The organism is Stenotrophomonas maltophilia, assembly GCF_047782825.1.
GTDB lineage: Bacteria > Pseudomonadota > Gammaproteobacteria > Xanthomonadales > Xanthomonadaceae > Stenotrophomonas.
The window spans coordinates 701,144-727,840 of the sequence record NZ_CP180589.1; the positions used below are offsets into that span (position 1 = coordinate 701,144).

Annotated in this window: 22 protein-coding genes; 16 read left to right on the forward strand and 6 right to left on the reverse strand. The window is 67.3% G+C overall.

Features of this window, described 5'->3' with window-relative positions; all coding sequences use genetic code 11:
• Positions 1–2 precede the first annotated feature (2 nt).
• Positions 3–338, reverse strand: coding sequence for a hypothetical protein (locus ACM2ZB_RS03220; RefSeq protein ID WP_416057401.1), 336 nt, complete (start codon positions 336–338; stop codon positions 3–5).
• A 201-nt stretch (positions 339–539) separates the two neighbouring features.
• Between ACM2ZB_RS03220 and ACM2ZB_RS03225 the strand changes: the two genes are divergently transcribed.
• The 6 genes from ACM2ZB_RS03225 (at position 540) to ACM2ZB_RS03250 (ending at position 7,330) form a co-directional block, all read left to right on the forward strand.
• Positions 540–2,156 (forward strand): ShlB/FhaC/HecB family hemolysin secretion/activation protein, encoded by a 1,617-nt coding sequence (locus ACM2ZB_RS03225; protein ID WP_416057402.1) that lies wholly within the window; start codon positions 540–542, stop codon positions 2,154–2,156.
• A gap of 34 nt (positions 2,157–2,190) precedes the next feature.
• Positions 2,191–3,975, forward strand: a complete 1,785-nt coding sequence (locus ACM2ZB_RS03230) for a DUF2341 domain-containing protein (RefSeq protein WP_416057403.1) — start codon at positions 2,191–2,193, stop codon at positions 3,973–3,975.
• A gap of 10 nt (positions 3,976–3,985) precedes the next feature.
• Positions 3,986–4,399 carry a biopolymer transporter ExbD gene (locus ACM2ZB_RS03235; RefSeq protein ID WP_313435885.1) on the forward strand — a complete coding sequence of 138 codons (414 nt, stop codon included), beginning with the start codon at positions 3,986–3,988 and terminating at the stop codon, positions 4,397–4,399.
• A gap of 39 nt (positions 4,400–4,438) precedes the next feature.
• Positions 4,439–5,104: a cell envelope integrity protein TolA gene (locus ACM2ZB_RS03240; RefSeq protein WP_313435887.1), complete on the forward strand. Its 666-nt coding sequence runs from the start codon at positions 4,439–4,441 to the stop codon at positions 5,102–5,104.
• A gap of 42 nt (positions 5,105–5,146) precedes the next feature.
• Positions 5,147–6,901: a putative porin gene (locus ACM2ZB_RS03245; protein ID WP_416057404.1), complete on the forward strand. Its 1,755-nt coding sequence runs from the start codon at positions 5,147–5,149 to the stop codon at positions 6,899–6,901.
• A 99-nt stretch (positions 6,902–7,000) separates the two neighbouring features.
• Complete coding sequence (locus tag ACM2ZB_RS03250) at positions 7,001–7,330, forward strand: hypothetical protein (protein WP_313435891.1); 330 nt, start codon at positions 7,001–7,003, stop codon at positions 7,328–7,330.
• A gap of 48 nt (positions 7,331–7,378) precedes the next feature.
• Here the strand turns inward: ACM2ZB_RS03250 and ACM2ZB_RS03255 are convergent, their stop codons facing one another.
• Entirely contained in the window at positions 7,379–7,777 is a 399-nt protein-coding gene (locus tag ACM2ZB_RS03255) for an OsmC family protein (protein ID WP_416057405.1), read from the reverse strand.
• Positions 7,778–7,926: 149 nt separating this feature from the next.
• Between ACM2ZB_RS03255 and ACM2ZB_RS03260 the strand changes: the two genes are divergently transcribed.
• Genes ACM2ZB_RS03260 through ACM2ZB_RS03275 form a run of 4 tightly spaced genes read left to right on the forward strand, consistent with a single transcriptional unit; the run spans position 7,927 to position 10,246 of the window.
• Positions 7,927–8,268: a type II toxin-antitoxin system prevent-host-death family antitoxin gene (locus ACM2ZB_RS03260; protein WP_416057406.1), complete on the forward strand. Its 342-nt coding sequence runs from the start codon at positions 7,927–7,929 to the stop codon at positions 8,266–8,268.
• A gap of 3 nt (positions 8,269–8,271) precedes the next feature.
• Positions 8,272–8,925 carry an AAA family ATPase gene (locus tag ACM2ZB_RS03265; protein ID WP_416057407.1) on the forward strand — a complete coding sequence of 218 codons (654 nt, stop codon included), beginning with the start codon at positions 8,272–8,274 and terminating at the stop codon, positions 8,923–8,925.
• 35 nt (positions 8,926–8,960) lie between these two features.
• Positions 8,961–9,581 carry a hypothetical protein gene (locus ACM2ZB_RS03270; RefSeq protein WP_416057408.1) on the forward strand — a complete coding sequence of 207 codons (621 nt, stop codon included), beginning with the start codon at positions 8,961–8,963 and terminating at the stop codon, positions 9,579–9,581.
• The gene (locus ACM2ZB_RS03275) at positions 9,539–10,246 is read left to right on the forward strand and encodes a hypothetical protein (protein ID WP_416057409.1); all 708 of its coding nucleotides are present in this window, start codon (positions 9,539–9,541) and stop codon (positions 10,244–10,246) included. Before ACM2ZB_RS03270 ends, ACM2ZB_RS03275 begins: the two co-directional genes overlap by 43 nt.
• 67 nt (positions 10,247–10,313) lie before the next feature.
• Here the strand turns inward: ACM2ZB_RS03275 and proP are convergent, their stop codons facing one another.
• Positions 10,314–11,801 carry a glycine betaine/L-proline transporter ProP gene (gene proP, locus ACM2ZB_RS03280; RefSeq protein ID WP_313435901.1) on the reverse strand — a complete coding sequence of 496 codons (1,488 nt, stop codon included), beginning with the start codon at positions 11,799–11,801 and terminating at the stop codon, positions 10,314–10,316.
• 579 nt (positions 11,802–12,380) lie between these two features.
• Here proP and ACM2ZB_RS03285 point away from each other — a divergent pair.
• Together ACM2ZB_RS03285 and ACM2ZB_RS03290 are read left to right on the forward strand one after the other, a co-directional pair.
• Positions 12,381–12,797: a host attachment family protein gene (locus tag ACM2ZB_RS03285; RefSeq protein WP_313435902.1), complete on the forward strand. Its 417-nt coding sequence runs from the start codon at positions 12,381–12,383 to the stop codon at positions 12,795–12,797.
• A 4-nt stretch (positions 12,798–12,801) separates the two neighbouring features.
• Positions 12,802–13,125, forward strand: coding sequence for a thioredoxin family protein (locus ACM2ZB_RS03290; protein ID WP_416057410.1), 324 nt, complete (start codon positions 12,802–12,804; stop codon positions 13,123–13,125).
• A 189-nt stretch (positions 13,126–13,314) separates the two neighbouring features.
• Here the strand turns inward: ACM2ZB_RS03290 and ACM2ZB_RS03295 are convergent, their stop codons facing one another.
• Complete coding sequence (locus ACM2ZB_RS03295; RefSeq protein WP_416057411.1) at positions 13,315–15,915, reverse strand: autotransporter outer membrane beta-barrel domain-containing protein; 2,601 nt, start codon at positions 15,913–15,915, stop codon at positions 13,315–13,317.
• Positions 15,916–16,517: 602 nt separating this feature from the next.
• On the opposite strand from ACM2ZB_RS03295, the gene ACM2ZB_RS03300 reads away from it, so the two are divergent.
• Positions 16,518–18,863 (forward strand): GH92 family glycosyl hydrolase, encoded by a 2,346-nt coding sequence (locus tag ACM2ZB_RS03300; protein WP_416057412.1) that lies wholly within the window; start codon positions 16,518–16,520, stop codon positions 18,861–18,863.
• A gap of 116 nt (positions 18,864–18,979) precedes the next feature.
• Here ACM2ZB_RS03300 and ACM2ZB_RS03305 read toward each other — a convergent pair whose 3' ends face one another.
• Both ACM2ZB_RS03305 and ACM2ZB_RS03310 read right to left on the reverse strand, forming a co-directional pair.
• Positions 18,980–20,359 carry a sensor histidine kinase gene (locus tag ACM2ZB_RS03305; protein WP_416057413.1) on the reverse strand — a complete coding sequence of 460 codons (1,380 nt, stop codon included), beginning with the start codon at positions 20,357–20,359 and terminating at the stop codon, positions 18,980–18,982.
• Positions 20,352–21,026 (reverse strand): response regulator, encoded by a 675-nt coding sequence (locus ACM2ZB_RS03310; RefSeq protein WP_313435910.1) that lies wholly within the window; start codon positions 21,024–21,026, stop codon positions 20,352–20,354. Before ACM2ZB_RS03310 ends, ACM2ZB_RS03305 begins: the two co-directional genes overlap by 8 nt.
• Positions 21,027–21,088: 62 nt before the next feature.
• Here ACM2ZB_RS03310 and ACM2ZB_RS03315 point away from each other — a divergent pair, with 62 nt between their 5' ends.
• From ACM2ZB_RS03315 to ACM2ZB_RS03325, 3 genes are read left to right on the forward strand one after another with little or no spacing between them, the layout of a single operon-like run.
• On the forward strand, positions 21,089–22,336 hold the full coding sequence (locus tag ACM2ZB_RS03315; protein WP_416057414.1) for a TolC family protein: 1,248 nt from the start codon (positions 21,089–21,091) through the stop codon (positions 22,334–22,336).
• Positions 22,333–23,508 carry an efflux RND transporter periplasmic adaptor subunit gene (locus tag ACM2ZB_RS03320; RefSeq protein WP_416057415.1) on the forward strand — a complete coding sequence of 392 codons (1,176 nt, stop codon included), beginning with the start codon at positions 22,333–22,335 and terminating at the stop codon, positions 23,506–23,508. The genes ACM2ZB_RS03315 and ACM2ZB_RS03320 overlap by 4 nt, the downstream gene beginning before the upstream one ends.
• A complete protein-coding gene (locus ACM2ZB_RS03325) occupies positions 23,505–26,582 on the forward strand; it encodes an efflux RND transporter permease subunit (RefSeq protein ID WP_416057416.1) in 3,078 nt (1,025 codons plus the stop codon). The genes ACM2ZB_RS03320 and ACM2ZB_RS03325 overlap by 4 nt, the downstream gene beginning before the upstream one ends.
• Positions 26,583–26,697: the final 115 nt, after the last annotated feature.

The window sequence follows — 26,697 nt, forward strand, 5'->3', positions numbered from 1 at the left end:
GCTCACCGCGCAGGTCGCTGCGGCACCACCGATCGCCCGAAGGCATCCCCCATGCGCTGCCGCGTGCCTTCCAGGTTGTACTGCAGCAGCGTATTGCCCGGGGTGCGCATCAACTGCTCGGCGGCGGGCAGGGCGGGCCGCTGCGCTGCCGACGCTGCCGGCGCCAGCTTGCGCTGCAGGCATTCCCAGGCCGGGATGCGCTCGCCGTTGACCTGCACTTCGATACACGGCGGATCATCGTTGTTCGCGGCCGGCCGCGCCTGTGCACACGCATCGTCTGCCCACGCCAGGGACAACGCCAGGGCTGTGATCGCGGTGGCTATCAACGTGGATGTCATTGGTCGTGCTCCTGCCAGACCCGGTCCCTGCAACAGGGACGATGGCGGCGGGCAGTGTCCGCCACACCGCATCGAAGCAGTGTCAAACCATGACAGCCCTGTCACAAAACTGTTGGCGGCTTTGACGCGCCGTGCACGTCCAGTTGGTAGATCCACGCGCCGCCCCATGGGCTCCACTTGCGAAACGACGCGATGCCTCCGATGACTCCAGTTCCGTGCCGTGCCATCCGTATGTTCCACCGCATGCACCCGCTGGTGCTGGCGATGGCTGCGCTGCCCCTGCCGGTGCTGGCGCAGCAGGCGCCGGCCACCGGCACGGTGAACATCAACGAGTACATCGTGCGTGGCAACACCGTGCTGGATGCACGGCAGATCGAACGTGCGGTGGAGCCGTACCTGGGCCCTGGAAAGACACTGGCCGATGTCGAGCAGGCGCGCGACGCGGTCAACGCGCTGTACCAGCAGGCCGGCTACCAGTCAGTCTACGTGGAACTTCCCGAGCAGCAGGTCAGCGGCGGCGTGGTGCTGCTGAAAGTGCAGCAGACCCCCATCGGTCAACTGCGGGTGACCGGCGATGCGCCTGCATCGCCCGAGCGGCTGCTGCGCCGCGTGCCTGCACTGGCCGAAGGCAAGGTGCCGGACTTCAACCAGGCGCAGAAGGAACTGACCGCATTGAACGAGGGCGGGCGCCGGCAGGTGATGCCGCTGGTGCGCGAGGGTGCCGCGCCGGGCACCATGGACGTGGACCTGCAGGTGGACGAGAAGTCTCCCTGGCGTGCCAGTGCCGCTCTGAACAACGACCACAGCGCCGATACCGAGAAGCTGCGCCTGAGCGCATCGCTGGCCTACGACGATCTGTGGCGACGCGGCCACAGCGTCACCCTGGGGCTGTTCATCGCACCGGAGGATACCGACCAGGCCAAGGTGCTTTCCGCCTCGTACACGATGCCCTTCGAGGGTACGCCATGGAGCCTGGAAGCATCCGGCTACCGCTCTGACAGCCGCGTGCTCAACGCAGGCGGGCAGGGTGGTGTGGGCAGCGGCACCAATGTCATCGGCAACGGCCATTCGGTCGGCCTGAAACTGAACTATCGGGTGCCGGGCAGCAGCCTGTGGTGGCGCCAGCTCAGCCTGGGCGTGGACTTCAAGGACACCGAAGAAGACACGCAGATGGGCGGGGACAGCCTGAAGACGCCGCTGAAGTACGCACCGATCACCCTGGCCTTCGTCGGCGTGCGCCAGGGCCAGAGCAACCAGACCAGCATCAATGCACAGCTGGTGGCAGGTACGCGCCGCTTGTTCGGCTATGGCAGCAGTGCCACCGATTTCGGCAACAAGCGCTACTGGGCCGATCCCAGCTTCGTCGCCTTCAAGGCCGATGTGTCCAACACGCACAGTTCTGCCAGCGACTGGCAATGGTATGCGCGCGGCTCGCTGCAGCTGACCGATGCGCCGCTGGTGTCGGCCGAACAGTTCGCCGCCGGTGGCATGTACACCGTGCGTGGCTACCTGTCGGCCGAAGCCATTGGTGACTACGGTGGCCTGGCCAGCCTGGAATGGCGCACCCCGGCATGGTCGCTGTGGAAAGGCAGCGACCTGCGCGTGTACGCCTTCGCCGATGCTGCCTACCTGCGCCTGCGCCAGCCGCTGCCCGAACAGCGCGACAAGTACAACCTGGCCTCGTCCGGCCTGGGCGCGCAGATGCGCCTGGGTGAGCACCTGCAGCTGCGCCTGGATTATGCCTGGCCCTTCAGTGATGGCCCGGTCACCTCCAAGGAGGATCCGCGCCTGCATTTCAACATCAGCACCAGCTACTGACCCTTCTTGAATGCGATTTCCGGAGACCCTTCGCATGGACCGTTTGCTTTCGCGTGTGGTGTTGCTGCTGGCCGCGTTGATCGCGTTACCGGCCGCAGCGGCCGATTCCAACTGGTGGCAGGCCGAATGGAAGTACCGCAAGCCGATCACTGTCGACGCCGGCCCCCAGGGCGCGGGCCTGGCCGGTGACCCGGGGCGCACGCCGCTGCTGCTGCGCCTGCACACCGGCAATTTCGGCTTCGATGGCACCCAGGACGGCGGCGCCGACCTGCGTTTCGTTTCGTCCGATGGCCGCACCGTGCTGTCCCATCAGATCGAGCAGTTCGACCCGAAGCTGGGGCTGGCCCTGGTCTGGGTGGACGTGCCCGCGGTGAGCGCCGCGGCACCGCAGACGATCTGGATGTACTACGGCAACGACAAGGCGCCGGCCAGCGGCAATGGCCAGCAGGTGTTCGACCCGGACTACACCCTGGTCTACCACTTCGCCGAGGCCAATGCCCCGGCACGCGATACCACCGCCTATGGCAACAATGCCGGTGCCGTGGTGCCGGTGGCCGAGGCATCGGTGATCGGCCGTGGCGTGCAGCTGGGCACCGGCGCGCTGCCGTTGCCGGCCAGTGCCTCGCTGGTACAGGAAGCGGGCGCGACGTTCACCTTCTCGGCGTGGATCAAGCCTGGCGCGCAGGCCACGGCGCAGGCCATCTACGCCCGCCGCGATGGTGAGGGTGAGCTGGTCGTGGGGATCGAGAACCGTGTTCCGTTCGTGCAGCTCAACGGCCAGCGCAGCACGCCGGCCCAGCCGATTCCGGAAGGGCAGTGGGCACATGTTGCGGTGACTGCGGACAAGGGCGCGCTGCACCTGTACCTCAACGGCCGCGTCGTCGCTGAGCTGGCCGGCGCGCTGCCGGCACTGTCGACCGCACCGGTGGTCGGTGCCGACGCACCGAGTGGCACGCAGCCGCTGGCCAACTTCGATGGTGCCCTGGACGAACTGCGCATCTCCCGCGTAGCGCGCCTGCCGGCCCTGCTGCTGGCAGATGCGACCGCGCAGGGCGCCGACTCGCGCCTGATCAGCTACGGCGCTGACGAACAGTCGGCCGGGCAGAGCCACTTCGGCTTCATCCTCAAGGCGATGCCGTTCGATGCCTGGGTGGTGGTGGCCATCCTCGGCCTGATGATGCTGATGTCGTGGGCGATCATGATTGCCAAGAGTCGCCACTTCGGCCGCACCAGCAGGGCCAATGCGGTGTTCACCGCCAGCTTCGGCAAGCTGGCCGGCGTGCCGCTGCGCACCCTGTCCGACATGGACCGCCAGGGCAAGGCACCGACCGCCATGCACAACGGCTCGCTGTGGCGCATCTACCAGGTGGCCATTGATGAGATGCAGCAGCGCCACCAGCGCGATGGCAACAGCGGCTACCTGAGCGCGGCCACCATCGCCGCCATCCGCGCGTCGATGGATGCGGTGATGGTGCGCGAGCAGGAAGGCATGGCCAAGCGCATGAACTGGCTGTCCACCACCATCGAAGGCGCGCCCTACGTGGGCCTGTTCGGTACCGTCATCGGCATCATGCTGGTGTTCGTGGTGGCGGCCATGGCCGGCGCGGTGGACATCAACTCGGTGGCGCCGGGCATGGCGGCGGCGCTGCTGTGTACCGCCGCTGGCCTGGGCGTCGCGATCCCGGCGCTGTTCGGCTACAACTACCTGGGCGCGCGTGCCGAAGCAATCGGCGCGGACATGGCGGTGTTCATCGACGAGTTCGCCGCGCGTCTGGCCGAAGAGCAGGACGGGCGCGGCCCGGCTGCGGTGCAGGGCTGAGGGGCGCGCCATGGGCCAGAAGGCGAAGTTCGGCATCAAGAAGCGCGAGAAGGGCATCAACGTGACGCCCTTCGTCGACGTGCTGCTGGTGGTGCTGGTGATCTTCATCCTGACCAGCAACGCCTCCATTCCCGGCATCGAGGTGAACCTGCCGAAGGCGAGCAACAGCATCGCGCTGGAGAAGCCCAAGACCAAGGCGATCACCATCGACCCCAGCGGCCAGGTGTTCCTGGATGCTTACCCGGTGTCGATGGCCGAGCTGGAAGACCGCCTGCGCACCGAACGCGCGACCACGCCGGATTTCCCGGTGATCGTGCGCGGTGATGCGCAGGTGCAGTACGCCCGCGTGGTCGAGGTGCTGGATCTGCTGCGGCGGCTGGAACTGGCCCAGGTCGGCCTGGTCACCGGCAAGGCGCAGGGCTGAGGCATGACGGCCCATCAACCCCCTCGGCCGGAGCCTGGCATGCGCGGTCGCCAGCTGCTGGTGACCGTCGCCCTGGTGCTGGCTGCGTTGCTGGTGCTGGGCGTGGCGCTGTGGTGGCTGCTGTTCAAGGACACCGCCAGCACCCGTCGGCCGGTGGTGCAGCCGCCGATGCTGGCGTTGCCGCCACCTCCACCACCGCCGCCGCCCCCACCGGAGAAGCCACCGGAGCCGGAGACGCCGCCGGAAGAGACCATGCCCGAGCCGGAGCCGCTGGATCAGCCGACGCCGGCCGAGGAGCCGACGCCGACCCCGGACAACGCCGATCCGGTGACGATGGACGCCGACGCGCAGGCCGGTGGTGACAGCTTCGGCATCCAGGCCGGCAACGGTGGCGGTTCGTCCGGTGTTGGCCGCGGCGGCGCCGGCAACGCCACTTATGGGCGCTACCTGGGCTACCTGATGCAGCAGGCAATCTCGCGGGACGACCGGGTCAAGCGCTTGGCGTTCCAGCTGCAGGTGAATGTGTGGCTGGCCAGTGATGGTCGCCTGGAAAAAGTCGAACTGGTGCGTGGCAGTGGCAACGAGGAGGCCGATGCGGCCGTGCTCGAGGCGCTGCATCGCATCGGCAAGGTCGACCAGGCACCGCCGCCGTCACTCGACTTCCCCGCCCGCGTGCTGATCCAGGGCCGCCGCCCCGGCGCCTGACTCCCGACCCCCGTGATTTCCCTTCTTTCGATGAGAACCGTGATGAACGACCACGTCCGCGCACGAACCGACTCCCGCCGCCCGCGGCCGGCCCGACGGGCGCTGCTGTGCTGTGCCGTGCTGCTCAGCCTGGCCGCCCCGGCCGGTGCGATGGCCGCCGAAACCACCATGGTCAAGCTGATCAAGGGCCTGATCGCCAGTGGTGCGCTGAAGCCCGAAGACGGCCAGGCCCTGCTGGTGCAGGCCGAGGCGGAAGCAGCAGCCGCAGACGCACCGCGCAGCGCAGCTACGGCGGCCCCGGCCGCCAGCAGTGGTGGCATCGCGCTGGAGGCCGGTGACGTGCGCGTGCCCTATGTACCGCAGAGCGTGCGCGACGGCATCCGTGACGAAGTGCGCCAGGAGGTGATGGCGCAGGCGAAGTCCGAAGGCTGGGCCGCGCCCAACGAAGTGGCCGAGTGGACCAAGCGCATCAAGGTCACCGGTGACATGCGCGTGCGCAGCGAGTCGCGCTTCTACTCCGAGCGCAACAGCGACATCGAGACCAACTGGGCCTCGGTCAACGCCGGCAGTGGCTTCGACACCAACAACAACACCAACCTGCAGCTGCCTCCGCTGCTCAATACCCGCCAGGACCGCCGCAATCTGTGGCGCATCCGCGCGCGGCTGGGCGTTGAGGCGAACATCGGCGAGCACACCAGCGCCGGTGTCCGCCTGGCCAGTGGCAGCAGCAATGGCCCGGTGTCGACCACCGAACAGCTGGGGGGTGGACTATCCAAGAAAGATGTCTGGCTGGACCAGGCCTGGCTGGCCTATGCGCCGGCGGACTGGATCACGGTTCGTGGCGGCCGCTTCGGCAATCCGTTCTGGACCAGCGACACCCTGTTCTCGAACGATCTGAACTTCGACGGCCTGGCCGCCAATCTCGACTACGGCTTTGCCGACGGCGATGTGCGCCTGTTCGGCAATCTGGCGGTGGTGCCGCTGGAATACACCTCCGACAGTTCGCCCAGCCAGAGCCGGGTGAAGACCCCGAACGAGAACAAGTGGCTGTCCGGTGCACAGGTGGGCGTGAACTGGCGGTTCAACGAGGACAACGCGCTGCGGGCGGCGCTGGGCTACTACGACTTCAAGAACATCAGCGGCCGCCTGTCCTCGCCATGCGCGCTGTATGCGGGTGCCGTGGGCTGCGACACCGACTGGTCGCGCCCGGCGTTCATGCAGAAGGGCAACACCCTGATGCTGATCCGCGACATCGCGCTCAATCCGCTGGATCCGGCCAACACGCCGACCCCGCAGTATGTCGGCCTGGCCTCGGCGTTCCGCCTTGCCACGCTCAACCTGCGTTGGGATACCCGGCTGGCCGAAGGCATCGGCCTGCGCCTGGAGGGTGACTACATCCGCAACCTGGCCTACGACCGTGACGCGATGTTCGCCCGGGCCAACAACGGCATCGTCAACAACTACGGTGCCGGCGGCAGTGCCAGCATCGCCACCTTCCGCAGTGGCGATACCGCCTGGATGCTGCAGGCGATCGTTGGCGCCACCGAGCTGAAGGAGAAGGGCCAGTGGCAGGCGTTGCTGGGCTACAAGCACATCGAGGCCGATGCGCTGCCCGACGCCTACAACGATCCGAACTTCCACCTCGGCGGCACCAACGCCCGCGGCTACTACGTGGGCGGTGCCTACGCGCTGGATGCGCGCAGCTGGATCAGCGGCAAGTGGCTGGCCGCCAAGGAAGTCTCGGGGCCGCCGCTGTCGATCGACGTGTTCCAGCTGGAATTCAACACCGGGTTCTGATCGCGGGCATGCGTCGCAGTTTGCGGCAGGCCATGGCGGGGGCGCAGCGATGCGCCCGTCTAGGGAAAAGGACAGCCACTGCCAGACAGGAGAAAAGGGATGAGCCGCCGCAAACTGTTCGAGAGCCCCGATGCATCGCAGCACCTGATCGGCATGGGGCCGGCCTATGTATCGGTGGAAGGGCTGCGCCAGCACCTGGCCGAGTTCCTGCTGTATGCCGGGCGCCCGGTGGTGATCATGCGCGGGCGCAGCGAGGTGGGCTACTTCCTGCCGTCACGCTGCTGGCGCGAGCGCGAGGATGATCCCCTGGCTGCTGCGGCCGCCAACCAGCTGCTGGATGCGGCCGGTTTCCAGGCCGAAGACATCCAGCAGGTGGAACAGGAATTCCATGCGATGCGCCAGCGGACCGTGCTGCATTCGCGGCGCTGATCGACCTGCCGCATCGGGCGTGCCGGGCGCTGCCCGGCGGTCACGGGCTCAGGCAGCCGGCCCACGTTCGCTGGTGATGCGCGCACCTTCCCGCATCACCAGGGTCACCGGGGTCTTTTCCACCACCTCCAGCAGCCGCGCCCACTGTGCATCGCTCAGTTCGGCGCTGGCATGCAGCACGCGGTGTACATGGAAACGACCGTCCGCATCGCGCTCCGAACGCAGCTCGGCATGGAACTGGCCCAGTTCCCAGCCCTTGCGCTGGGCGTACATGCGCAGGGTGATGGCCGTGCACGAAGCCAGCGAGGCCAGGTAGAGGTCGAACGGGGCAAAGCCACGGCCCTGGCCGCCCAGCGTGGCCGGCTCGTCGGCATCCACGGCATGGGTGCCGTTGCTGATGTGGTGCAGGTAGTTGTCGGCGGTGGAGGTGATGCGTGCGTAGGCCATGGCGTGCTCCGGCAGAGGGGTGGGCGGCGCGCTGCGTGCCGGCCCAGGACGGCAGACAGGGTAGGGCGGAAATGACCCGGCTGCCTGTTTATGTCCAATTTGGCCAAAATGGGCATAATGGGCCCATCACCCCTGCGTGGAACCGTGCCATGACCCTGCCGCTCGACCTGCCCGGCCTTGAAAAGGCCCCGGCTTCCTCGGTGAAGACCCGCGGCTGGCCCAGCCTGATGCGCACCGTGCGCGAGAAGCAGGCGCTGGTGATCACCAACCACAACCATCCCGAAGCGGTGATCGTGGATATCCGCACGTACCAGGAACTGCTGGCCAGGGCGGCCGGTGGCGAGGCCGAGGAGCGCAGCGATGTGCTGGGCCGCCTGCGGGCCGAGTTCGACCAGGCGCTGGCAGGCCTGCAGCAGCAGGGTGGGCTGGGCAAGGTGGTTGGCAAGCCGATCCGGCGCGGCCACAAGGTCACCCTCGGCCGACCGCTCTGACCGGTGGGTCGTATCCTGGTGCTGGCCGGCGTCAATGGTGCCGGCAAGAGTTCGCTGCTGGGCAGTTGGCTGCAGGCTGAAGGGCTGGGCTGGTACAACCCCGACAGCTTCACCCGCCGCCTGGTCGAGTCGGGCTGGCCCTCGGCCGAAGCCAATGCCGAAGCCTGGCAGGAGGGCACCCGGCGCCTGCGCCAGGCCATGGCCGATGGCAGCGATTTCGCCTTCGAGACCACCCTGGGCGGCAACACCATTCCGCGGCTGCTGGCCGATGCTTGTGCGCAGCATGAGGTCGCTGTCTGGTTCTGTGGGCTGGCCAGCGTCGAACTGCACATGGCGCGTGTGGCCGAGCGGGTGTCGCGCGGTGGCCATGACATTCCGCACGACAGGATCCGCGCCCGCTTCGATTCGGCGCGGCAGAACCTGCTGGCGCTGATGCCGCATCTGGCCGAACTGCATGTGTATGACAACAGCGCGCCGGCCGACCGCTATGGTCGCGTGGCACCGCTGCCGGTGCTGGCGCTGGACCGCGATGGCCTGCAGTACCCGCTGAGCATGGACGAACTGCGGCGGACACCGGACTGGGCCAAGCCCATCGTGATGCATGCGCTGGCGCTGTATCCGCGCAACAGCCCGCTGCACGTGCCGCCTGTGCGATGATCCGGTGCCATAGGGGCATAGACAAGGGAGCAGGGATGGACGAACGGAAACCGGGGCCGCGGTTGCGCCTGCGCATGGTGTTGGCCGGGCTGGCGCTGGTGGTGTCCGCACCGCTGCTGGCCGAGGATGCGCCCACCGCCGGTGGCGAAGCCACCGGCGAGCCGATGAGCTATGACAAGGCGCGCCGTGCCGCCGAGGCATCGCTGCGCCTGCATCCGGGCACCGACGCACGCTACGACTACCGCACGCTGTGGGCCGGCAATGCCGATCTTGACGGCGATGGCCGGGTGGAGGTCCTCTATCTCTATACCGCCAACGAATCCAGCACGACCAGCGCCCGGCTCAACGAACTGGTGGTGATGACGGCGCTGGCCGATGGCGATCCGCGCGGCCAGGCCGCCGCGCCCGGCAAGAGTGTCTACGACGATGAAACCTATGCGCTGATCCGCGCCGCAGGCTATGCCGACGACAGCAGCGTGCATGTTCCCGGCGAAGTCGAGTCGGTGCGCATGGACGGCGATCGCATCAGCGTGACCTTCAGCAGTGAAAAGGGCTCGCGCCTGTGCGAACGCGCACGTGGCAAAGCGTCCTGCCCACCTGACGGCCGCCATGAATGGATCTATCGCTGGGCACCGGGCTCGCTCACGCGGCTCTAGCACTCGGCCTGCCCGCCGGGCAGGCAGCACCGGTCAAGGAGGATACGTTGCACACATTCGATTCCGTTCGCGTCCTGCCGCTCTGCGCCACGCTGCTGGCGGTTGCGGCCTGGTCTGCGCCTGCAGGCGCAGCAACCAAGGGCAGGGCCCCGCCGCCGCCCAGCCTTGTACAGGCGATGAAGGCGGCCGAGGCGACCCTGCGGCGCATTCCCGGCGATGACATCGAATCGGATTTCCGACCGGCGTGGACCGGTGTGGCTGATCTGGATGGCGATGGCCGTGCCGAGGTGGTGTACTTCTACACATCCACCTATACCGGGGGAACGTTCGCGCAGAGCAATGTGATCGCAGTGATGACCGCGCTGACTGCCGATGACCCACGTGGCAAGGCGAACCCGAAGAGCCTGTCTCCGGTGGAGGAGGAGGACTTCGCCGCCATCCGCGCATCGGGCTACGGCGACGATGATGGCGTCATGCAGATTCCGGGCGCGGTGCAGGCGATCCGCATTGATGGCAAGCGGATCATCGTGGATTTCACCGTGACGGCCGGGGCGTCGGTCTGTGAGTACAGATCACATCCCCCCGGCCATGTCTGCCCGCCGGAAGGACGGTACCAGTGGGTGCTGCGCTGGACACCGGGCAAGATGACGCGTGTGGTGAAGTAGCGTCGAACAGGCTCGGCGCTGCGGAACGCGCGCGCCGGGCAGCCTCTGCATGCCCGGCGCGCAACCGTCAGGCCGGGCGGGCCTGCTCCGGCTCCGCCACCTCGGGCAACGGCGGCAGGGTCGGGTCCACGGTCACCGGCACATCGCTTTTCAGCAGTGCCGCCGCTTCCTTGTCGCTGCCCACGGCGGGCGGTGAGCCGCGCAGCGGCAGACCGGCGGTCTCCTTCACGAACAGCATGGTGATCAGGCCGATCACTGCGGCGCCCATCAGGTAGTAGGCCGGCACCAGTGGATCGCCGGTGCGTTCCACCAGCCATGCGGTCACCAGCGGGGTGGTACCACCGAACAGCGACACCGACACGTTGAAGGCGATCGACAGTGCGCTGTAGCGCACCGGCGTGTAGAACAGTGCCGGCAGCGTGGACGGCATCGAACTGGTGAAGCACACCAGCGCCAGCCCCAGCAGCATCAGGCCCAGGAAGATCAGCCCGTCATTGCCGCTGCCCACCAGCAGCAGGCAGGGCACGGCCAGCACCAGCAGGGCAATGCACGCGCCGATGATCATCGGCCGCCGGCCCAGCTTGTCACTGAACAGCCCACCGACCACGTTCAACGGCATCATCACCAGCATCACGATGATGATCAGCAGCAGGCCCTTGCTCTCTGCATAGCCCATGGTCACGCTCAGGTAGCTGGGCATATAGGTCAGCAGCATGTAGTCGGTCACGTTGAAGACCAGTACCAGGCCCATGCACACCAGCAGCTGGCGGCCGTGCACGCGGAACAGATCACCCAGGCCGGGACGCTCATGGTCGCGCTTCTCGGCTTCTTCGGCGAAGGCACGGAAGGCCGGGGTTTCTTCCAGCTTCATGCGCATGTACAGGCCCAGCAAGCCCAGCGGGCCGGCTACCAGGAACGGAATGCGCCAGCCCCAGTCCAGCATCTGCTCGCTGCTCAGCAGCATGTGCAGCGCCGTGACCGTACCGGCGCCGGCGATGTAGCCGCCCAGCGTGCCGAATTCCAGCCAGCTGCCCATCAGGCCGCGGTTGCGGTCGGTGGAATACTCGGCAATGAACGTCGCCGCGCCGCCGTACTCGCCACCGGTGGAGAAACCCTGCACCACGCGCGCGAGCAGCAGCAGCACGGGTGCCCAGATGCCGATGCGTTCGTAGGAGGGAATCAGGCCGATGGCAAAGGTGCCCAGCGCCATCAGGATCATGGTGAAGGCCAGCACTTTCTGCCGCCCGTAGCGGTCACCCAGCGGGCCGAACACCATGCCGCCCAGCGGCCGCACCAGGAAGGCGACGGTGAAGGTGGCGAAGGCCGCGATGACCTGTGCAGTGGGGTTGCTGGAGGGGAAGAAGACCTGGCCGATGGTCACGGCCAGATAGCCGTAGACACCGAAGTCGAACCATTCCATCGCGTTGCCCAGTGCAGCGGCGCCGACGGCGCGCTTGAGCATGGGCTTGTCGACAACGGTGATCTCGTCGACGTTCAGGTGGCGGCGGCGTTTGAACCAGCCGAAATGGGCATGGGCATCGGAGTTGTCCTGCATGGGGACTCCTTTGTTTGGTGAATGCAGTGCGGAATAGACGGTGTGGTGTGTCCCGAAAAACGGAAACGGCGATGCGGGCGCAACTGGCGCAGGGGCATCGGGGTGGGGGCCAAACGGCCGGGAAAGCGCGCGAAGGGTACGTCGAGCTCGCTCGACTGGGCGCCAGGCAAATGGCGAACGCCACCAGAGTCGAGCTTGCGCGACCAGGCGCGAAACACGAAGAAGAGGATTATCAGGCCTGCGCCGTCATCCGCCGGGATCCAGCGCCAGGCGGTGGAATTTCGGGGCGGATGCAGTTGCGGCAAGCGAGGCGCCGGTCGGCAGTGCTTTCCACGTAACGGGGTTGCCCGCAACGAAGTGGGTCGTGTCGATCATCCGTTCATGATAGCGGTTACGGCGTGAACATGCAGCGAAGCGCAGACCTGCGGACGCTGTGTTCCAACGCGCCTGTTCATTTGCAGCAGGCCATGAGCAGCACACGATGACACGCACTGAACATCCTGTGGCCGTATCGCTCACGATACAGGCATTACGGTGGAAGCCCAATCCACGCAACACTCCACGCAACAGGAGCAGCGCATGACCCGTCGCATTCCCGAAGGTACCCTCGTTGTCGTCGCCGATGGTGGCTCGGCCCGCGTGTTCACCAACGTTGGCAGCGATCATCAGCTGACGTTGAAGCAGGAAGGCGAACTGCGCCTGCAGGACATCAGCGAGCAGGGCGTATCGGGGCAGGGGCCGTCCGGTGCGGTGCCGAAGGACATGTCCATTTCCCAGCTCAATGAAGCCACCTTTGCCAAACAGGTTGCAGAGCAGTTGAACGAGGATGCGCTGAAGAACCGGTTCGAGCATCTGATCCTGGTGGCGGACCCGATCACGCTGGGCCGCATCCGCCCGCTGCTGCACAAGGAAACCCAGGCACGGCTGCTGGATGATATTGCCAAGAACTTCACCAACGCACCGCTGGAAGACATCCAGCGCGCATTGGCGGCCTAGCGCCATGCCCTTCATGCGCGACCACCAGGCGGTCGAGCCACCGCGCAGCGATGTCGACGCGCAGCGCGGTTGGCTGCTGCTGGAGTTCGGCGCGCCGTGGTGCGGGCACTGCCAGGCCGCACAGCCGGCGCTGCAGGCCTTCGTGGATGCGCGGGATCTGGCGCACTGGAAGATCGAGGACGGCAAGGGCAGGCCGCTGGGGCGCTCGTTCCAGGTGAAGCTGTGGCCCACAGTGATCCTGATGCGTGACGGCGAGGAAGTGGCGCGCGTGGTGCGGCCGGTAAACAGCCCGGATCTCTCAACGCTGGTGGCAACGCTGCCTACGTAATCTCGACCGGTCTACGTTTGCATCGGGCTGGGCGACACTCGGCATACGAAGCCTCCACGCGCGTGCGGCCTGTGACAAAGTGCAGTCTCTGCCAAGCAGAAACCCAGAGCGCCCACCCTTCGCAGCGCAGTACGCAGTATGTGCTGTCGCTATGCTTGGGCAAGGCGGCGCAACCCAGCCAATAACGTCCTACCAGTGGTAGTTCACCCCCAGCTGCGCGCTGGTCTGATGAAAGCCGCTGGCCTGCTGGCGGGCCAGCCCGGCCCACAGCGCCATGCCATTGGTAAACGCCAGCGATGCACCGGCCTTCACTTCGGCACGGCGACTTGGAATGCGCGCAGTCACCACCTCTGCGTCCATGCTGATCTGCGATTCACTACGGTTGAGCAGCCAGTTCACCGCCACATACGGCTGCACCTGTACGGCGCGGCCTTCCCAGTGGGTCAGCCCGGACAGGCGCAGGCCGACGTGGCCAAAGAGCCCATCGGCATCCTTGGTGGCAACCGCCGTGCCGTTGGCCTCGGTGTGGCGGGTACCATCCCAGCGGTTGTAGCCAACCTGCAGCATCTGTTCCAGGAACAGGCTGCTGTTGCCCGTGCCGCCTATCCGGAACGCGCGGCCGGTCTCGAGCGCACCTTGCCACGCGCGGCTGCCATAGCGCTCGGTTTCCAGACCCACGCCTTCCACGCGGTTGCGGAACTGCGCCCGCTGAAGCGTGCCATCCACATAGAAGCCGCGGTAAGGATCGGGCCCACTGCCCGCACGCCAGGTTCCATACACGCCCAGCGCTTCGCCCTTCACCTTGCCACGGGCGTAGTAGCCGCTCAATGGGTTGGTGGAGGTGCTTGTGGCATTGCCGCTGGATAGCATCACGCCCACGGCATTGCCATTGCTGGTACGCCACAGGTCTGCGCCGACGCCCAGCGCCTGGCTGTTGCCATGGATATCCAGCTGCCGGTTGGCCGCATTGAAGCGTTGGCGAGTGCCGTCCACGCGCGCCCACGCGCGACCGCTGTTCTGGGATGCGTTGCGCTCGTCGTAGCGGATACGGAACATGTCCTGCGAGGCACGCAGGTTGGCCAGATAAGCGCCGCCTTCGGGACGGATCACCGGATCGGGGTGCGGGGGAGGGGGCGGGTGGCCCTGGCCGGGATCGAGAGGAGGCACCGGGTCAGCGGGATCCACGGGGTCCACCGGTTCAACTGGCGGACTGCAGCTGGCAGGATCTACATCGCAGGGGTCCGGCGGCGTCGGCAGTGCCGAGCGCAGGTACCAGCTGCCATCGGCGCCGGTGCCCTTGTGCAGGAAGTACTCGTACTGGCCGCCCACGGCGCGGCCGACCAGAGTGAAGTGGCCGTGGGATGTTCCGCCTACCGAGATCAGTTCGATGCCGTCCGGGGTCACCGCTCCGGTCCCTCCCACGTTGGTCACCCGGATATGGGCGGTGCCGCGCGTGTCGCCGCCGATGACCAGCCGGTCGGTCGCCGCATCATCGCCGTCAAGCACGGTGTTGAAGAGCAGGGTGCCGCCATCACCAGTGAAATCGCCGCTGATTGCCAACGTGTGGAAGGCATCGCCCCGGCCTAGTGCAAGCAAAGCGTCAGGGCCAAGCAGCAGGCTGCCGATGCGGCTGTCGCCGGTCATCTGCCACTGCGCATCGTGCAGGGCAATGCCCCGCCCACCGTCGATCCGCCCGGCCAGCGTAGCGCCGTCGCGCAGGGTCACGTCCAGCCGGGCCGAGTCATCCTGGGCAACCAGATCACCGGCCAGATGCGAGGCGTGGACCTGCAGGTCCACCTGGGCGCTTTCCTGCGCTCGCAGCAGGACGCCAGTGCCGGAGCCCAGCGAAGCACCGTTGCGCAGGGTGATGGCGTTCATGCCGGATAGGGATCCAGCAACTTGCACTGCATCGCCATTGGTGGACGTGATCCGGGTGCCATCCAGCATCACGCTGGTAGTGATGCCGGAGCCTTCCACGCGCAGACCTGCGCGATTCCCCTCGATACTGCTCCTCTGTGCAGAAAGGGCGCCGCCACCCTGCAGCAGCACGCCCCTGCCATTGGCGCCGGTGCCCCGTAGATGGCTGTCGCGCAGTGCCAACGTGCTGGCACCCGACAGTACGACCGCCGTGCCCGCTGCTGCAGTGACAGTGGAGCCCTCCAGACGCGCCTGTGCAGGTGCGGCCGCATTGCCGGTCGTGCTGATGACCAGGCCGCCGGTACGCCCCGCCAGAATGCTGCCGGCAACATCCGCTTCGCTGTTGGTCATGGACACAGCAATTTCGCCCGCGCTGATCCGGCTGTCGGTCACGCTGGCGCGGCTGTCCGCCATCCTTATACCGATTCCATTGCTGTTGGTCGCTGTGAGATCCACCTGCCACAGCCGAACCCTTGCCCTGTCCTCGGCGTCCACACCAATCAGCCTGGCTGAGAGCGTGGAGCGGGAGAGGCTCATATCGGTACCGGCACGAAGCGCACGTATTCCTGTTCCGTTGGACTCGATATCAACTTGGTCCAGAGAGGCGACGCTGTTGTTGATCAGCGCGGCATATGCGCTGCGCTCAACGTACCCTAGTGTCCCGCCGCGCATATCCAGATGGCCCCGCAATACATTCACAAAGTTCAGACGCGCATCCTCTGCCTCCAGGCGCGCATCGGTCGCGAAGGCGTTGAGTACGCGCGATTGCGGCATCAATTGCAGGACCGCCCCATTGAGAGCGATCCAGTCTTCTGCAGGATCGCCAGGTTGAACGACATGCGTCGCGCCGGGCCCGGAGACGGTCCCGGCCAAGGCCTGCGGCACAGATGGTGCCAGCGCGGCCAGGAGCGCGATCGTCAAGGCCCGCGCGCGCGGTGCAGACGGGTTTGCCATGGTGTCGCATTCCTCGAACGGTGGGGATTCACGCCAGGCGATGTCGCTAGTGACTCGTTGGCGCGGGTCCAGTGTTGTCCGGGGGGAGCGGCGACACCATGCAATGAGTTGCAAAATCCCGCGCTCGAGCAATCGCAGTGAACTGGAGACGGCCTCGCTGCAGCGGTGCCCGCCGGATCGCACCGCTGTTCGCGTGGGCGCGGATGCGCGGAATGCGCGCGTTTACCCCGTTACCGTCCATGCAGATCTGCGATTCATTGCGGATGTGGAGTCAGTCGACCGCCAGACAGGGCTGCGCTTGTGCCGGGCGACCTGTACGGTGTGCTACCCCGGCATGGCACAGGCCCACGCGGCATGACGGGCCATCGACATCATCTCCGGCTTCACGCATCAGGCCCTGAGATGTAATGCTGATGCCGGATGGCCTTGTCGCGTCATGGGCCGTTCAGTCGCACTGCAGCATGCGGACACTGACGGGCGGTGCTAGTCTCTGGCTGTCATCTGAATCGATCCAAACGCCGATGCCCCTGCTGGACCGTCGCCTCCTGATCGCCTTCGCCGCCACTGCCATGCTTGCCTCAGGCGTCGGCACGGCCGCAACGCCGAAGTCCGCCGCCGACAAGGCCTATGCCTCGGTCGATCCCTTCATCGGCACTGGCGGGGAAGGGCATACCTACCCGGGTGCCACGGTGCCGTTCGGCATGGTCCAGCTCAGCCCGGACACGCGCATCCAGCCGCGTGAGAAGGCCTATGGCTGGGCCGCGGGCTACCGCTACGACGACAGCAGCATCGTCGGCTTCTCGCACACGCACTTCTCGGGCACCGGCCATTCGGACCTGGGTGACATCCTGGTCATGCCGTTCACCGGCAACCCCGGGCTGGAGCGCGGTGACCCGGAAAAGCCCCGCAGCGGCTATGCCTCGCGCTTCCGCCACGATGATGAAAAGGCCGAGCCGGGCTACTACGCGGTCACCCTGGACGATTACAAGGTGCGTGCCGAGCTGACCACCAGCGCCCGTGTAGGCGTGCACCGCTACGCCTTCCCCAAGGGCGCCGACGCCAAGCTGCTGCTGGATATGCGTACCAGCATGTACGACTACCCGGGCAAGATCCTGTGGTCGCGGGTACGCGTGCGAAGCGATGGCACCATCACCGGTTTCCGTGAAACCCGTGGCTGGGCGCCCGGCCGCCAGGTGTTCTTCGCCATGCGTTTCTCGCGGCCACTGGCCGGGCACGAGCTGCACAGCACCGAGAAGGACATCGCCTACAAGGGCTTCCCGCCGCCGGGTGAGAAGGATCCCGGGCAGCGCGCCCAGATCGAGGGCAAGCAGCTGGTCGGCACCTTCAACTTCGGCAAGCTGGACGCGCCTTTGGTCGTGAAGGTGGCCATTTCGCCGGTGAGCGAAGCCGGCGCCATCGCCAACCTCGATGCCGAAGTGCCGGACTTCGATTTCGACCGGGTACGTGCCCAGGCGAAACAGGAGTGGACGCAGGCCCTGTCGGTGCTGGACATCGACGCGCCCGAGCATGCACGCCGCAGCGCCTATACCGCGCTGTACCACACCCTGCTGGGCCCGACGCTGTTCATGGATGCCGACGGCCAGTACCGCGGTTCGGACAACGCAGTGCACAAGGCCGACGGGTACACGAACTATTCCACGTTCTCGCTGTGGGACACCTATCGCGCCCTGCACCCGTTGCTGACCCTGGTGCAGCCGGAGAAGCGCAACAGCGATTTCATCAATTCCATGCTGGCCCACCACGACCACAGCCCCTACGGCATGCTGCCGGTGTGGTCGTTCCACGGCCTGGAAGACTGGTGCATGATCGGTTACCACGCCGTACCGGTCATCGCCGATGCCTACGTGAAGGGCATCCGCGGTTTCGATGCCGACAAGGCGCTGAAGGCGATGGTCGAGACCGCCAACTACGGTCCCTACGATGGCATCGCGCAGTACCGCGAGCTGGGCTATGTGCCGATCGACGAAGAAGGCGAGGCGGCCAGCAAGACGCTGGAATACGCCTTCGATGACTGGACCATTGCACGCATGGCGCAGGCCATGGGCCGGACCGATGTAGCCACCACCTTCGACAAGCGTGCCGGCAACTGGCGCAACGCCTTCGACGAGGACACTGGTTTCATGCGTGCGCGCAAGCGTGACGGCAGCTTCCGCACCCCGTTCGACCCCAGCGCCAGCGGTTACGGTACGGACTATACCGAGGGCAACGCCTGGCAGTATTCGTGGTACGTGCCGCAGGACGTGGCCGGCCTGGCGGCAGCACATGGCGGCAGTGACAAGCTGCTGGCGCGCCTGGATGAGGTGTTCAACGCCAAGGTCGATCCGTCCATCTTCGAGCACATGGAAGACATCACCGGCCTGATCGGCTGGTACGCGCACGGCAACGAACCCAGCCACCATGTGGCGTACCTGTATTCGTATGCCGGCCAGCCGTGGCGCACCCAGGCCCGCCTGAAGCAGATCATGGACACCCAGTACGCCGACCGCCCCGATGGCCTGGCCGGCAACGATGACGTCGGCCAGATGTCGGCGTGGTATGTGTTCACCGCGCTGGGCTTCTACCCGGTTGCCCCGGGTTCGGGCGAGTACATCCTGGGCCGCCCGTTCCTGCCGAAGACCGCGATGCGCCTGCCCAACGGCAAGACGTTCACCATCGTGGCCAATGGGCTGGACGACAAGCACACCTATGTCGGCGGCGTAACCCTCAACGGCAAGCCGCTGCAGCGTACCTTCCTGCGCCATGACGAGATCCTGGCCGGTGGCGAACTGCAGTTCACCATGCAGGCCGAGCCGAACAAGGAGTGGCCGGGGCAGGGCGTGCAGGCGCCGTATTCGATGAGCCGCTGAACCTGTAGCGCCGAGCCCATGCTCGGCTCGGGCGTTCCGCCAACTGCAGCCGAGCATGGGCTCGGCTCTACGGAGAACAAAGGCCTCTGAGGGGCAGCGCCAACCAGGGCTGGCATTTACCGGCTGCCGAACCGCAATCCCACCCGCGCGCCCCCCAGCGGGGCGGCATCGATCACCAACGTCGCGCCGTGCCGCTGCGCGATTTCGGCCACGATCGCCAGGCCCAGGCCACACCCGTCGCCATGGCTGCTGGCCCGATAGAAGCGTTCCGTGACGCGGGCGCGCTCGCCCTCTGCAATGCCGGCGCCGTCATCATCCACCCACACCTGTACGCCAGTACCCAGGCGCTGCACCGCCAGCGTAATCACACCCCGCGGGGCGCCATAACGCAGGGCATTGTCCAGCAGGTTGCCGAGCGCTTCGCGCAGCAGCGGCGGATCGCCCTGCACCGGTACGCCCTCGTCAGGCCCGTCGTAGCCCAGGTCCACGCCGTCGCCGAGTGCCCGGTCGGCATAGCGTTCCACCACCGTACGTGCCAGCGCTGCAAGATCCAGCGTCTGCAGCGGCAACGCGCTGCCATGCGCATCTTCCGAACGGCTGAGCAACAACAGCTGGTTGACCAGATGCTGCAGCCGGCCCAGCCCGGCCAGCGTGCCGGACAGCGCCAGTTGCTGCGCCTGCGGATCGTGCTGCCGCAGGGAGCTTTCCAGCTCCACCTGCATTGCCGCCAGCGGCGTGCGCAGCTGGTGCGCGGCATTGCTGACGAACCGCCGCTGCGCCTGCTGCATGGCATCCAGCCGTTGCAGCAGCGCGTTGTAGGCCTCCACCGCCGGCCATAGTTCACGCGGCGCTTCCTGTGCCGGGTCCAGCGGTGCCAGCGGGTCCGGGCGTGGACTGGCCAGGCGGCGGGCCACCTGGTTGGCATGGCGTGCTGCCGCGCCCGTGCCTGACCAGGCCAGCCACGCGGCCAAGGCCAGGATCGCGGCCTGGAAAGGCACGCTGGTCATCAGCAGCTTGCGTTCCAGGCGGTGGCGCTTGCGCAGGGTTTCGGCCACGCGCAGGCGCACCTCGTGGCCGGACGCAGCCGGTACGGTCACTTCCACCATGCGCACAGCCTGGCCGCGCAGGCGCGCATCGTAGTAGACCGGCTCGCGGCCGTCATCAGCCGTTGCCGGGCGCGGCAGCGGTTCGGGCAGGTCGCCATACAGACGCGCGCCGCGCGCGTCGACCACCTCGCCATGCACTTCATCCACCGTGTCCCAGGTGAACATGCGCGACATGGCCGGGGTCACGTCCATCACCGCACGGCCGTCCTGCACCCTCACCAGTTCAGACAGCGACATCGCCGAGTCCAGCAACCAGCGGTCGTACACCTGGCCGGCATAGAAGCGCGCCAGCGCGAACGAGCCGATGGCGCTGCACAACAGCAGCACCAGCAGCGGCAGCCACAGGCGCCGCAGCAGCAGGCCGCGCAGGCTGTGCATGGGCTCAGGCATCGAGCGCTTCCAGGCGGTAGCCCAGGCCGCGCAGCATGCGGATGCCCACACCCGCATTGGCGTGTTCGAACTTGCGGCGCAGGCGGCTGACATGCACCTCGATCACCGACAGGTTGGCGTCGTGGTCCCAGCTGTACAGGGCATCGAACAGGCGCTGCTTGGTTACCGTGCGCCCCGGCTGCTGCATCAGCGCTTCAACCAGGGCCAGTTCGCGGGCGGTCAGCTCGATGCGTTCGCCGGCCACCTGCACTTCCTGGCGGATGCTGTCCAGGCACAACCGGCCCAGTTGCCGCTGCGCGGGGGCGTCGGCACGGCGCCGTGCCAGGGCGCGCAGGCGGGCTTCCAGTTCGCCCAGCGCGAAGGGCTTGGCCAGATAGTCATCGCCGCCGCGGTCCAGGCCGAGGATGCGGTCCTCCACGCCATCGCGCGCGGTCAGGATCAACACCGGCAGCGTGATGCCCTGGTTGCGCAGGCGCGAGAGCAGGTCGAGACCATCGACATCGGGCAGCGACAGGTCCAGCACCATCACGTCATATGCGGTGGTCGACAGCGCGGTTGCTGCGTGCAGGCCGCGTGCAAGGTGGTCGCACAGATGGCCGGCGCCCTGCAGGGCACGGACCAGTCCATCGGCCAGGGCCGCATCGTCTTCGATCAACAGGATTCGCATTGCAAGCTTCGCGCAAGGTTCGGGAAAGTTTGGCGCAAGTGCGTCACCTTACCGTGGCGCGCATGAATTTCATCCCTCGAACCGCGGCGCTGCTGGCCGCTCTGGCGTGCGCGCCGGCGGCCTGGGCGATCAGCCTGCAGGACGCGCAGCAGGCCATGCAGGCGCACAATCCCGATCTGCGCGCGGCTGCCCTGGAACTGCGCGGTGCGCAGGGCGATGCGATGACGGCGGCGCTGCGGCCGGCGCCGGAACTGTCGCTCGGCAGCAGCAAGTTCAGCCCGAAGCACGGTATCGGCAGTGGCCGCTGGCAGGACAAGCGGCTGGACAGCACGCTGGGCCTGGGCTGGACCTGGGAACGCGGTGGCAAGCGCAGCCTGCGCATGCGCCAGGCCGATGCCCTGGTGGAAGCGGCCGGCCTGGACATGCTCGATGCGCAGCGGCGGCTGCAGGTGGCGCTGAATGAGGCCTACTTCGGGTTGAAAGCAGCGCAGGAAACCCTGGACATCGCCGAGGCCAACCGCCGCAGTTCGGCCCAACAGCTGGACGCGGCCGCACGCCAGGTCAGCAGTGGCGCGATGGCACCGGTGGATCGCGCACGCCTGGCGGTGGATGATCTGGCGGTGGCCGACTCCGCGCGCGAGGCGGCGCTGGAACTGCGCGATGCCAGGCACGCGCTGGGGCTGCTGCTGGGTCGTGACGACAGCAACACGCTCAGTGCCGACGATCCCTGGCCGGACGCAGGCAACGCGGCCGATGCACGCGCCTTCGATCCGCAGCAGCGCAGCGATCTGCGCGCGGCGCACTCGCGGCTGGCCGCGGCCGACGCGGCCGTCGCGCTTGCCCGCAGCGAGCGGCGCCGCGACATCCAGCTGGGCGTGGAGGCCGAGCGCGAGCCGACCGATATCAACGGCGTGACCTGGGGCATGTCGGTGACCATTCCGTTGGGTGGCCCGTCGCGCGCACGTGGTGGCATCCAGCGTGCCGAAGCCGATCGCGACGCCGCTGCGCTGGAACTGCACGCGCTGCAACGCCAGGCCTGGGCCGAACTGGACCAGTTGCAGGCCGCCGCCCAGTCGGCGGCGCAGCGCCGCCAGGCGTACGAAGGCCTGCATGCCGACAGTGCGCGCCGGGCCAGCGAAGGCATGGAACTGGCCTACCGCCGTGGTGCGGCCAGCCTGACCGATCTGCTGGACGCGCGCCGCAGCTGGCGCGAGTTCGAAGCGGCGCTGATCCAGGCGCGCGCCGACCATGCCATTGCGCTGGCGCGCTGGAACGCCGCCACGTCCGTTGCCCAAGGAGACATCCCATGACGCCCCCCAACGAATGTCACGCACGTGGCCGTGCTGCCGCGCTGCCGGCGCTGGTGCTGGCGTTGAGCCTGCTGTCCGGCTGTGGCCGCGCGCCGGCGTCCCATGCCGAGGCTGCGCCGGTGGTCAGCGCCGGGCAGGTCCAGTTCCCGGCCGGCAGCCGCCAGCTGGAGGTGCTGCGCAGTGAGACGGTGCGCGAAGGCGCCAGTGCGAGCCTGCAGGTGCCCGGCCGCGTGGCCTGGGATGAAACGCGGTCGAGCGCGCTGCGCACGCCGCTGGCGGGGCAGGTGGCCCGTATCGTGGCGCAGCCGGGGCAGCGGTTGAAGGCCGGCGAGGTCATCGCGTGGATCAGTTCGCCGGAGTTCGGCCAGGCGCAGGCCGAGGGCGTGCGCGGCCGTGCCGAGCTGCAGCAGGCGAAGCGCGAGCTGGAACGCACGCGCGAACTGCATGCCGCAGGTGTAGCGTCGGGTCGCGAACTGGACGAAGCCGAAGCGCACTTCGCCGGCAGCCAGGCTGATCATGCGCGGGCCAGCGCCTTCGCGCGGGCGTATGGCAACGGCGATCGCGTGGACCAGCGCCTGCCGCTGCGCGCCCCCATCGACGGCGTGCTGGTGGAACGGCGGATGAGCCCCGGCATGGCGGTCAGCCCGGACGCCGATCAGCCGCTGGCGGTGGTGGGCGATCCGGACCGCCTCTGGCTGCTGCTGGACATCCCCGAGAGCCTGGCGGGGCGGGTGCGGACCGGCATGGTGCTGAGTGTGCGAGCCGGCGACGGCAGCCTCCAGCAGGCCAGCGTGCAGCACGTGGATGACTTCGTCGACCGCGAACGCCGCGTCGTGCAGGCGCGGGCCGAGCTGGACAACCGGTCACGCGCCTTCAAGGCCGGACAGTACGTGCGCGCCCAGGTCGCATTGCCCGCGCAGGGCGGTGTGTCGCTGCCGGATGCAGCGGTGCTGCTGATCGACGGCCGGCAGGTCGTGTTCGTGGATGAAGGCAAGGGCCGCTATGCACGCCGGAGCGTACAGGCCGAGGAGCTGGGTGATGGTCAGCTCTGGGTGCGCGAGGGCCTGGCGGCCGGCAACAAGGTGGTGGTCGAGGGTGGGCTGCTGCTGCAGCAGCTGGTGGATACCGCGCCGGTTGCAGCCGGTACCGGCTCGGGGCACGCCGCGCCATGATCGACCGCCTGATTGCGTACTGCCTGCGCCAGCCACTGATGGTGATGCTGGCCCTGCTGCTGTTCATCGGTGGTGGCATCGCCGCGTTCCGCGTGCTGCCGGTGGAAGCCTTCCCCGATGTGTCCGACACCCAGGTGACGGTGGTGTCGCTGCACCCTGGCCGCGCTGCCGAAGAGGTGGAGCGCGAGGTGACCATGCCGCTGGAAGTGGCCTTGTCGGGCATTCCGCACTCGGTGCGGGTGTTCTCGCACACCCAGTTCGGCCTGTCGATGATCATCCTGACCTTCGATGACAAGGCCGACGATTACTTCGCCCGCCAGCAGGTGCTGGAGCGCCTGCAGGGCGTGGACCTGCCCGAAGGCGTGACCCCCGAACTGGAAGCGATGAGTTCGGCGGTGGGCGAGATCTACCGCTATGTGCTGAAAGGCCCGCACATGAGTTCCACCCAGCTGCGCACCGTGCAGGAGTGGGTGATGGAACGCGGCCTGCGCACGGTGCCGGGCGTGGCCGATGTGATCAGTTTCGGCGGCTACGCGCGGACCTTCCAGGTCAAGCCGGACCTGGACAAGCTGCGCGACCGTGGCATCAGCCTGGGCGACTTCGGCGAAGCACTGCAGAAGGGCAGTTCCAACGCAGGGGGTGGTTACGTCGAACGCGGCCAGCAGCAGTTCCTGATCCGTGGCGTGGGCCTGATGCGGTCGCCGGCCGATATCGGCAGCGTGGTGGTGGCACAGAATGGCGGCACGCCGGTGCTGGCGCGTGACCTGGCCAGCATCGCCGACACCGGCCTCCCGCGGCAGGGCCTGGTCGGGCAGGACGACAATGATGATGCGGTGTTCGGCATGGTGCTCATGCGCAAAGGCGAGAACCCGTCCGATGTGCTGGACGCGCTGCATGCACGGGTGGCCGAGATCGAGGCCAGCCAGTTGCCGGCCGGGGTCAGCATCGAGCCGTTCTACGACCGCTCGTGGCTGGTCTCGACCACCTTGCAGACGGTGTTCCGCAACCTGCTGGAAGGCGCAGTGCTGGTGTTCCTGGTGCTGTGGCTGTTCCTGTACAACGCCCGCGCTGCCCTGATCGTGGCGGCAATGATGCCGCTGGCGCTGCTGTCCACCTTCCTGGGCCTGCACCTGTGGGGTGTACCGGCGAACCTGCTGTCGCTGGGCGCGATGGACTTCGGCATCATCATCGATGGTGCAGTGATCGTCACCGAGCACATCGTATCGCGGCTGTCCAGGCTGCCCGCCAGTGCCGACCGCAGGACTCGCTTCGCCACGGTGCTGTCGGCGGCATCGGAAGTGGGGCGCCCGACCTTCTTCTCGATGCTGATCATCATCGCCGCGCACATCCCCATCTTCACCCTGCAGCGCCAGGAAGGCCGGATGTTCGCGCCGATGGCCTATTCGGTGACCTCGGCGCTGATCGGTGCGCTGATCCTGGCGCTGACCGTGGTGCCGCTGTTCTGCTACTGGTGGCTGCGGCGCGACCGCATGCGCGACGGCAACCCGCTGATGGACCGGCTGACCGGCTGGTACCAGCCGGTGCTGGAGCGCGCACTGGCGCGGCCGCGGGCGGTGGTGCTCACCGCCGTGGCGCTGCTGGTCGGCACGTTGGCGCTGGGCACCCGGCTTGGCTCGGAATTCCTGCCGGAGCTGGATGAAGGCTCGATCTGGCTGACCGCCACGCTTGACCCCAGCACCAGCCTGGCCGAAGCGCAGCAGCAGTCGCGCCGCATCCGCGAGCTGGTGAACACCTTCCCGCAGGTGTCGACCGTAGTGGCCAAGCTGGGTCGGCCCGAGGACGGATCCGATGCCAAGGGCGCGAACCAGATCGAGGCGCTGGTGGCGTTGAAGCCGGAGAAAGAGTGGCCGAAGGGCGTGGACAAGCGGCAGCTGATTGCCGACCTGCAGCGCACGCTGGAACAGCGCATACCGGGCCCCGAGTTCTCGATCTCGCAGCCGGTGCGCGACAACATCCTGGAGAGCATTTCGCAGATCAAGGGCCAGGTCGTCATCAAGGTGAGCGGTTCCGACCTGGACGTACTGAACCGGCAGGCGCAGGCCATCCTTGGCCAGGTGCGCGGGGTGGACGGGGTGGAGAGCGCCTTCATCGACCGTGATGGCTCGTTGCCGCAGCTGCGCATCGAGATCGACCGCGACCGTGCCGCGCGCTATGGCTTGAACGTGCGCGATATCGACGAAGTGATCGAAACCGCCCTGGGCGGCCGCGAAGTGGGCGAGCTGTGGGAGGGCGACCGCAGGTTCCCGATCACCCTGCGCCTGGATGATGCCGACCGTGATCTGCAGCGCCTGCGTTCGGTGCCGGTGGGCATCGGCGACGGCCACACGGTGACCCTGGCCGACGTGGCCGAGTTCCGCATGGCCAGCGGCGCGATCAACATCTCCCGCGAGAACGCACAGCGGGTGAAGGCGGTCAGCATCTTCATCGCCGGGCGCGACATGGGCAGCGTGGTGGCCGACATGCGTTCGCGCGTGGATGCCAGCGTGCATCTGCCCGAAGGCTATCGACTGGAGTGGTCCGGTGAGTTCGAGAACCAGCAGCGTGCGATGAAGCGCTTGGGCTGGGTGATTCCGCTGTCGGTGCTGATCATCTTCGTGCTGCTGTTCGATGCCTTCAAGGACATCAGCAGTGCGGCACTGATCCTGGCCAACGTGCCGCTGGCGATGATCGGCGGCATCCTGGCCCTGTGGCTGACCGGTATTCCGCTGTCGGTGTCGGCGGCGATCGGTTTCATTGCGTTGTTCGGGCAGGCGGTATTGAACGGCGTGGTGATGCTCAGCCGTTTCGCCCAGCTGCGCGAACAGGGCATGGACCTGCTGCAGTCGGTGGTGCAGGGTTCACTGCAGCGCCTGCGCACGGTCCTGATGACCGCGTTGCTGGCGATGTTCGGCCTGTTGCCGATGGCTACTTCGCATGCCATTGGCGCCGAGACCCAGAAGCCGTTGGCGGTGGTGGTGATCGGCGGCCTGCTGTCGGCGATGCTGCTGACCCTGCTGGTGCTGCCCACGCTGTACTACTGGGTGCACAGCCGGCGCGCGGCACGGGCGGACTGACGAAAATGTAGAGCCGAGCCAGGCTCGGCTGCTTCGGGCTTCTGTGCGAAGAGCAGCCGAGCATGGCCCGGCTCTACTGGGCTCCTGATCCTGCATGGTCGGGTTGGACGGCCAC

Bases quoted from the DNA above. Each gene is read 5' to 3' on its own strand.
- ACM2ZB_RS03220 (WP_416057401.1), bottom strand. From the start codon at position 338: ATGACATCCACGTTGATAGCCACCGCGATCACAGCCCTGGCGTTGTCC.
- ACM2ZB_RS03225 (WP_416057402.1), top strand. From the start codon at position 540: ATGACTCCAGTTCCGTGCCGTGCCATCCGTATGTTCCACCGCATGCAC.
- ACM2ZB_RS03230 (WP_416057403.1), top strand. From the start codon at position 2,191: ATGGACCGTTTGCTTTCGCGTGTGGTGTTGCTGCTGGCCGCGTTGATC.
- ACM2ZB_RS03235 (WP_313435885.1), top strand. From the start codon at position 3,986: ATGGGCCAGAAGGCGAAGTTCGGCATCAAGAAGCGCGAGAAGGGCATC.
- ACM2ZB_RS03240 (WP_313435887.1), top strand. From the start codon at position 4,439: ATGCGCGGTCGCCAGCTGCTGGTGACCGTCGCCCTGGTGCTGGCTGCG.
- ACM2ZB_RS03245 (WP_416057404.1), top strand. From the start codon at position 5,147: ATGAACGACCACGTCCGCGCACGAACCGACTCCCGCCGCCCGCGGCCG.
- ACM2ZB_RS03250 (WP_313435891.1), top strand. From the start codon at position 7,001: ATGAGCCGCCGCAAACTGTTCGAGAGCCCCGATGCATCGCAGCACCTG.
- ACM2ZB_RS03255 (WP_416057405.1), bottom strand. From the start codon at position 7,777: ATGGCCTACGCACGCATCACCTCCACCGCCGACAACTACCTGCACCAC.
- ACM2ZB_RS03260 (WP_416057406.1), top strand. From the start codon at position 7,927: ATGACCCTGCCGCTCGACCTGCCCGGCCTTGAAAAGGCCCCGGCTTCC.
- ACM2ZB_RS03270 (WP_416057408.1), top strand. From the start codon at position 8,961: ATGGACGAACGGAAACCGGGGCCGCGGTTGCGCCTGCGCATGGTGTTG.
- ACM2ZB_RS03275 (WP_416057409.1), top strand. From the start codon at position 9,539: ATGGATCTATCGCTGGGCACCGGGCTCGCTCACGCGGCTCTAGCACTC.
- proP (WP_313435901.1), bottom strand. From the start codon at position 11,801: ATGCAGGACAACTCCGATGCCCATGCCCATTTCGGCTGGTTCAAACGC.
- ACM2ZB_RS03285 (WP_313435902.1), top strand. From the start codon at position 12,381: ATGACCCGTCGCATTCCCGAAGGTACCCTCGTTGTCGTCGCCGATGGT.
- ACM2ZB_RS03290 (WP_416057410.1), top strand. From the start codon at position 12,802: ATGCCCTTCATGCGCGACCACCAGGCGGTCGAGCCACCGCGCAGCGAT.
- ACM2ZB_RS03300 (WP_416057412.1), top strand. From the start codon at position 16,518: ATGCCCCTGCTGGACCGTCGCCTCCTGATCGCCTTCGCCGCCACTGCC.
- ACM2ZB_RS03305 (WP_416057413.1), bottom strand. From the start codon at position 20,359: ATGCCTGAGCCCATGCACAGCCTGCGCGGCCTGCTGCTGCGGCGCCTG.
- ACM2ZB_RS03310 (WP_313435910.1), bottom strand. From the start codon at position 21,026: ATGCGAATCCTGTTGATCGAAGACGATGCGGCCCTGGCCGATGGACTG.
- ACM2ZB_RS03315 (WP_416057414.1), top strand. From the start codon at position 21,089: ATGAATTTCATCCCTCGAACCGCGGCGCTGCTGGCCGCTCTGGCGTGC.
- ACM2ZB_RS03320 (WP_416057415.1), top strand. From the start codon at position 22,333: ATGACGCCCCCCAACGAATGTCACGCACGTGGCCGTGCTGCCGCGCTG.
- ACM2ZB_RS03325 (WP_416057416.1), top strand. From the start codon at position 23,505: ATGATCGACCGCCTGATTGCGTACTGCCTGCGCCAGCCACTGATGGTG.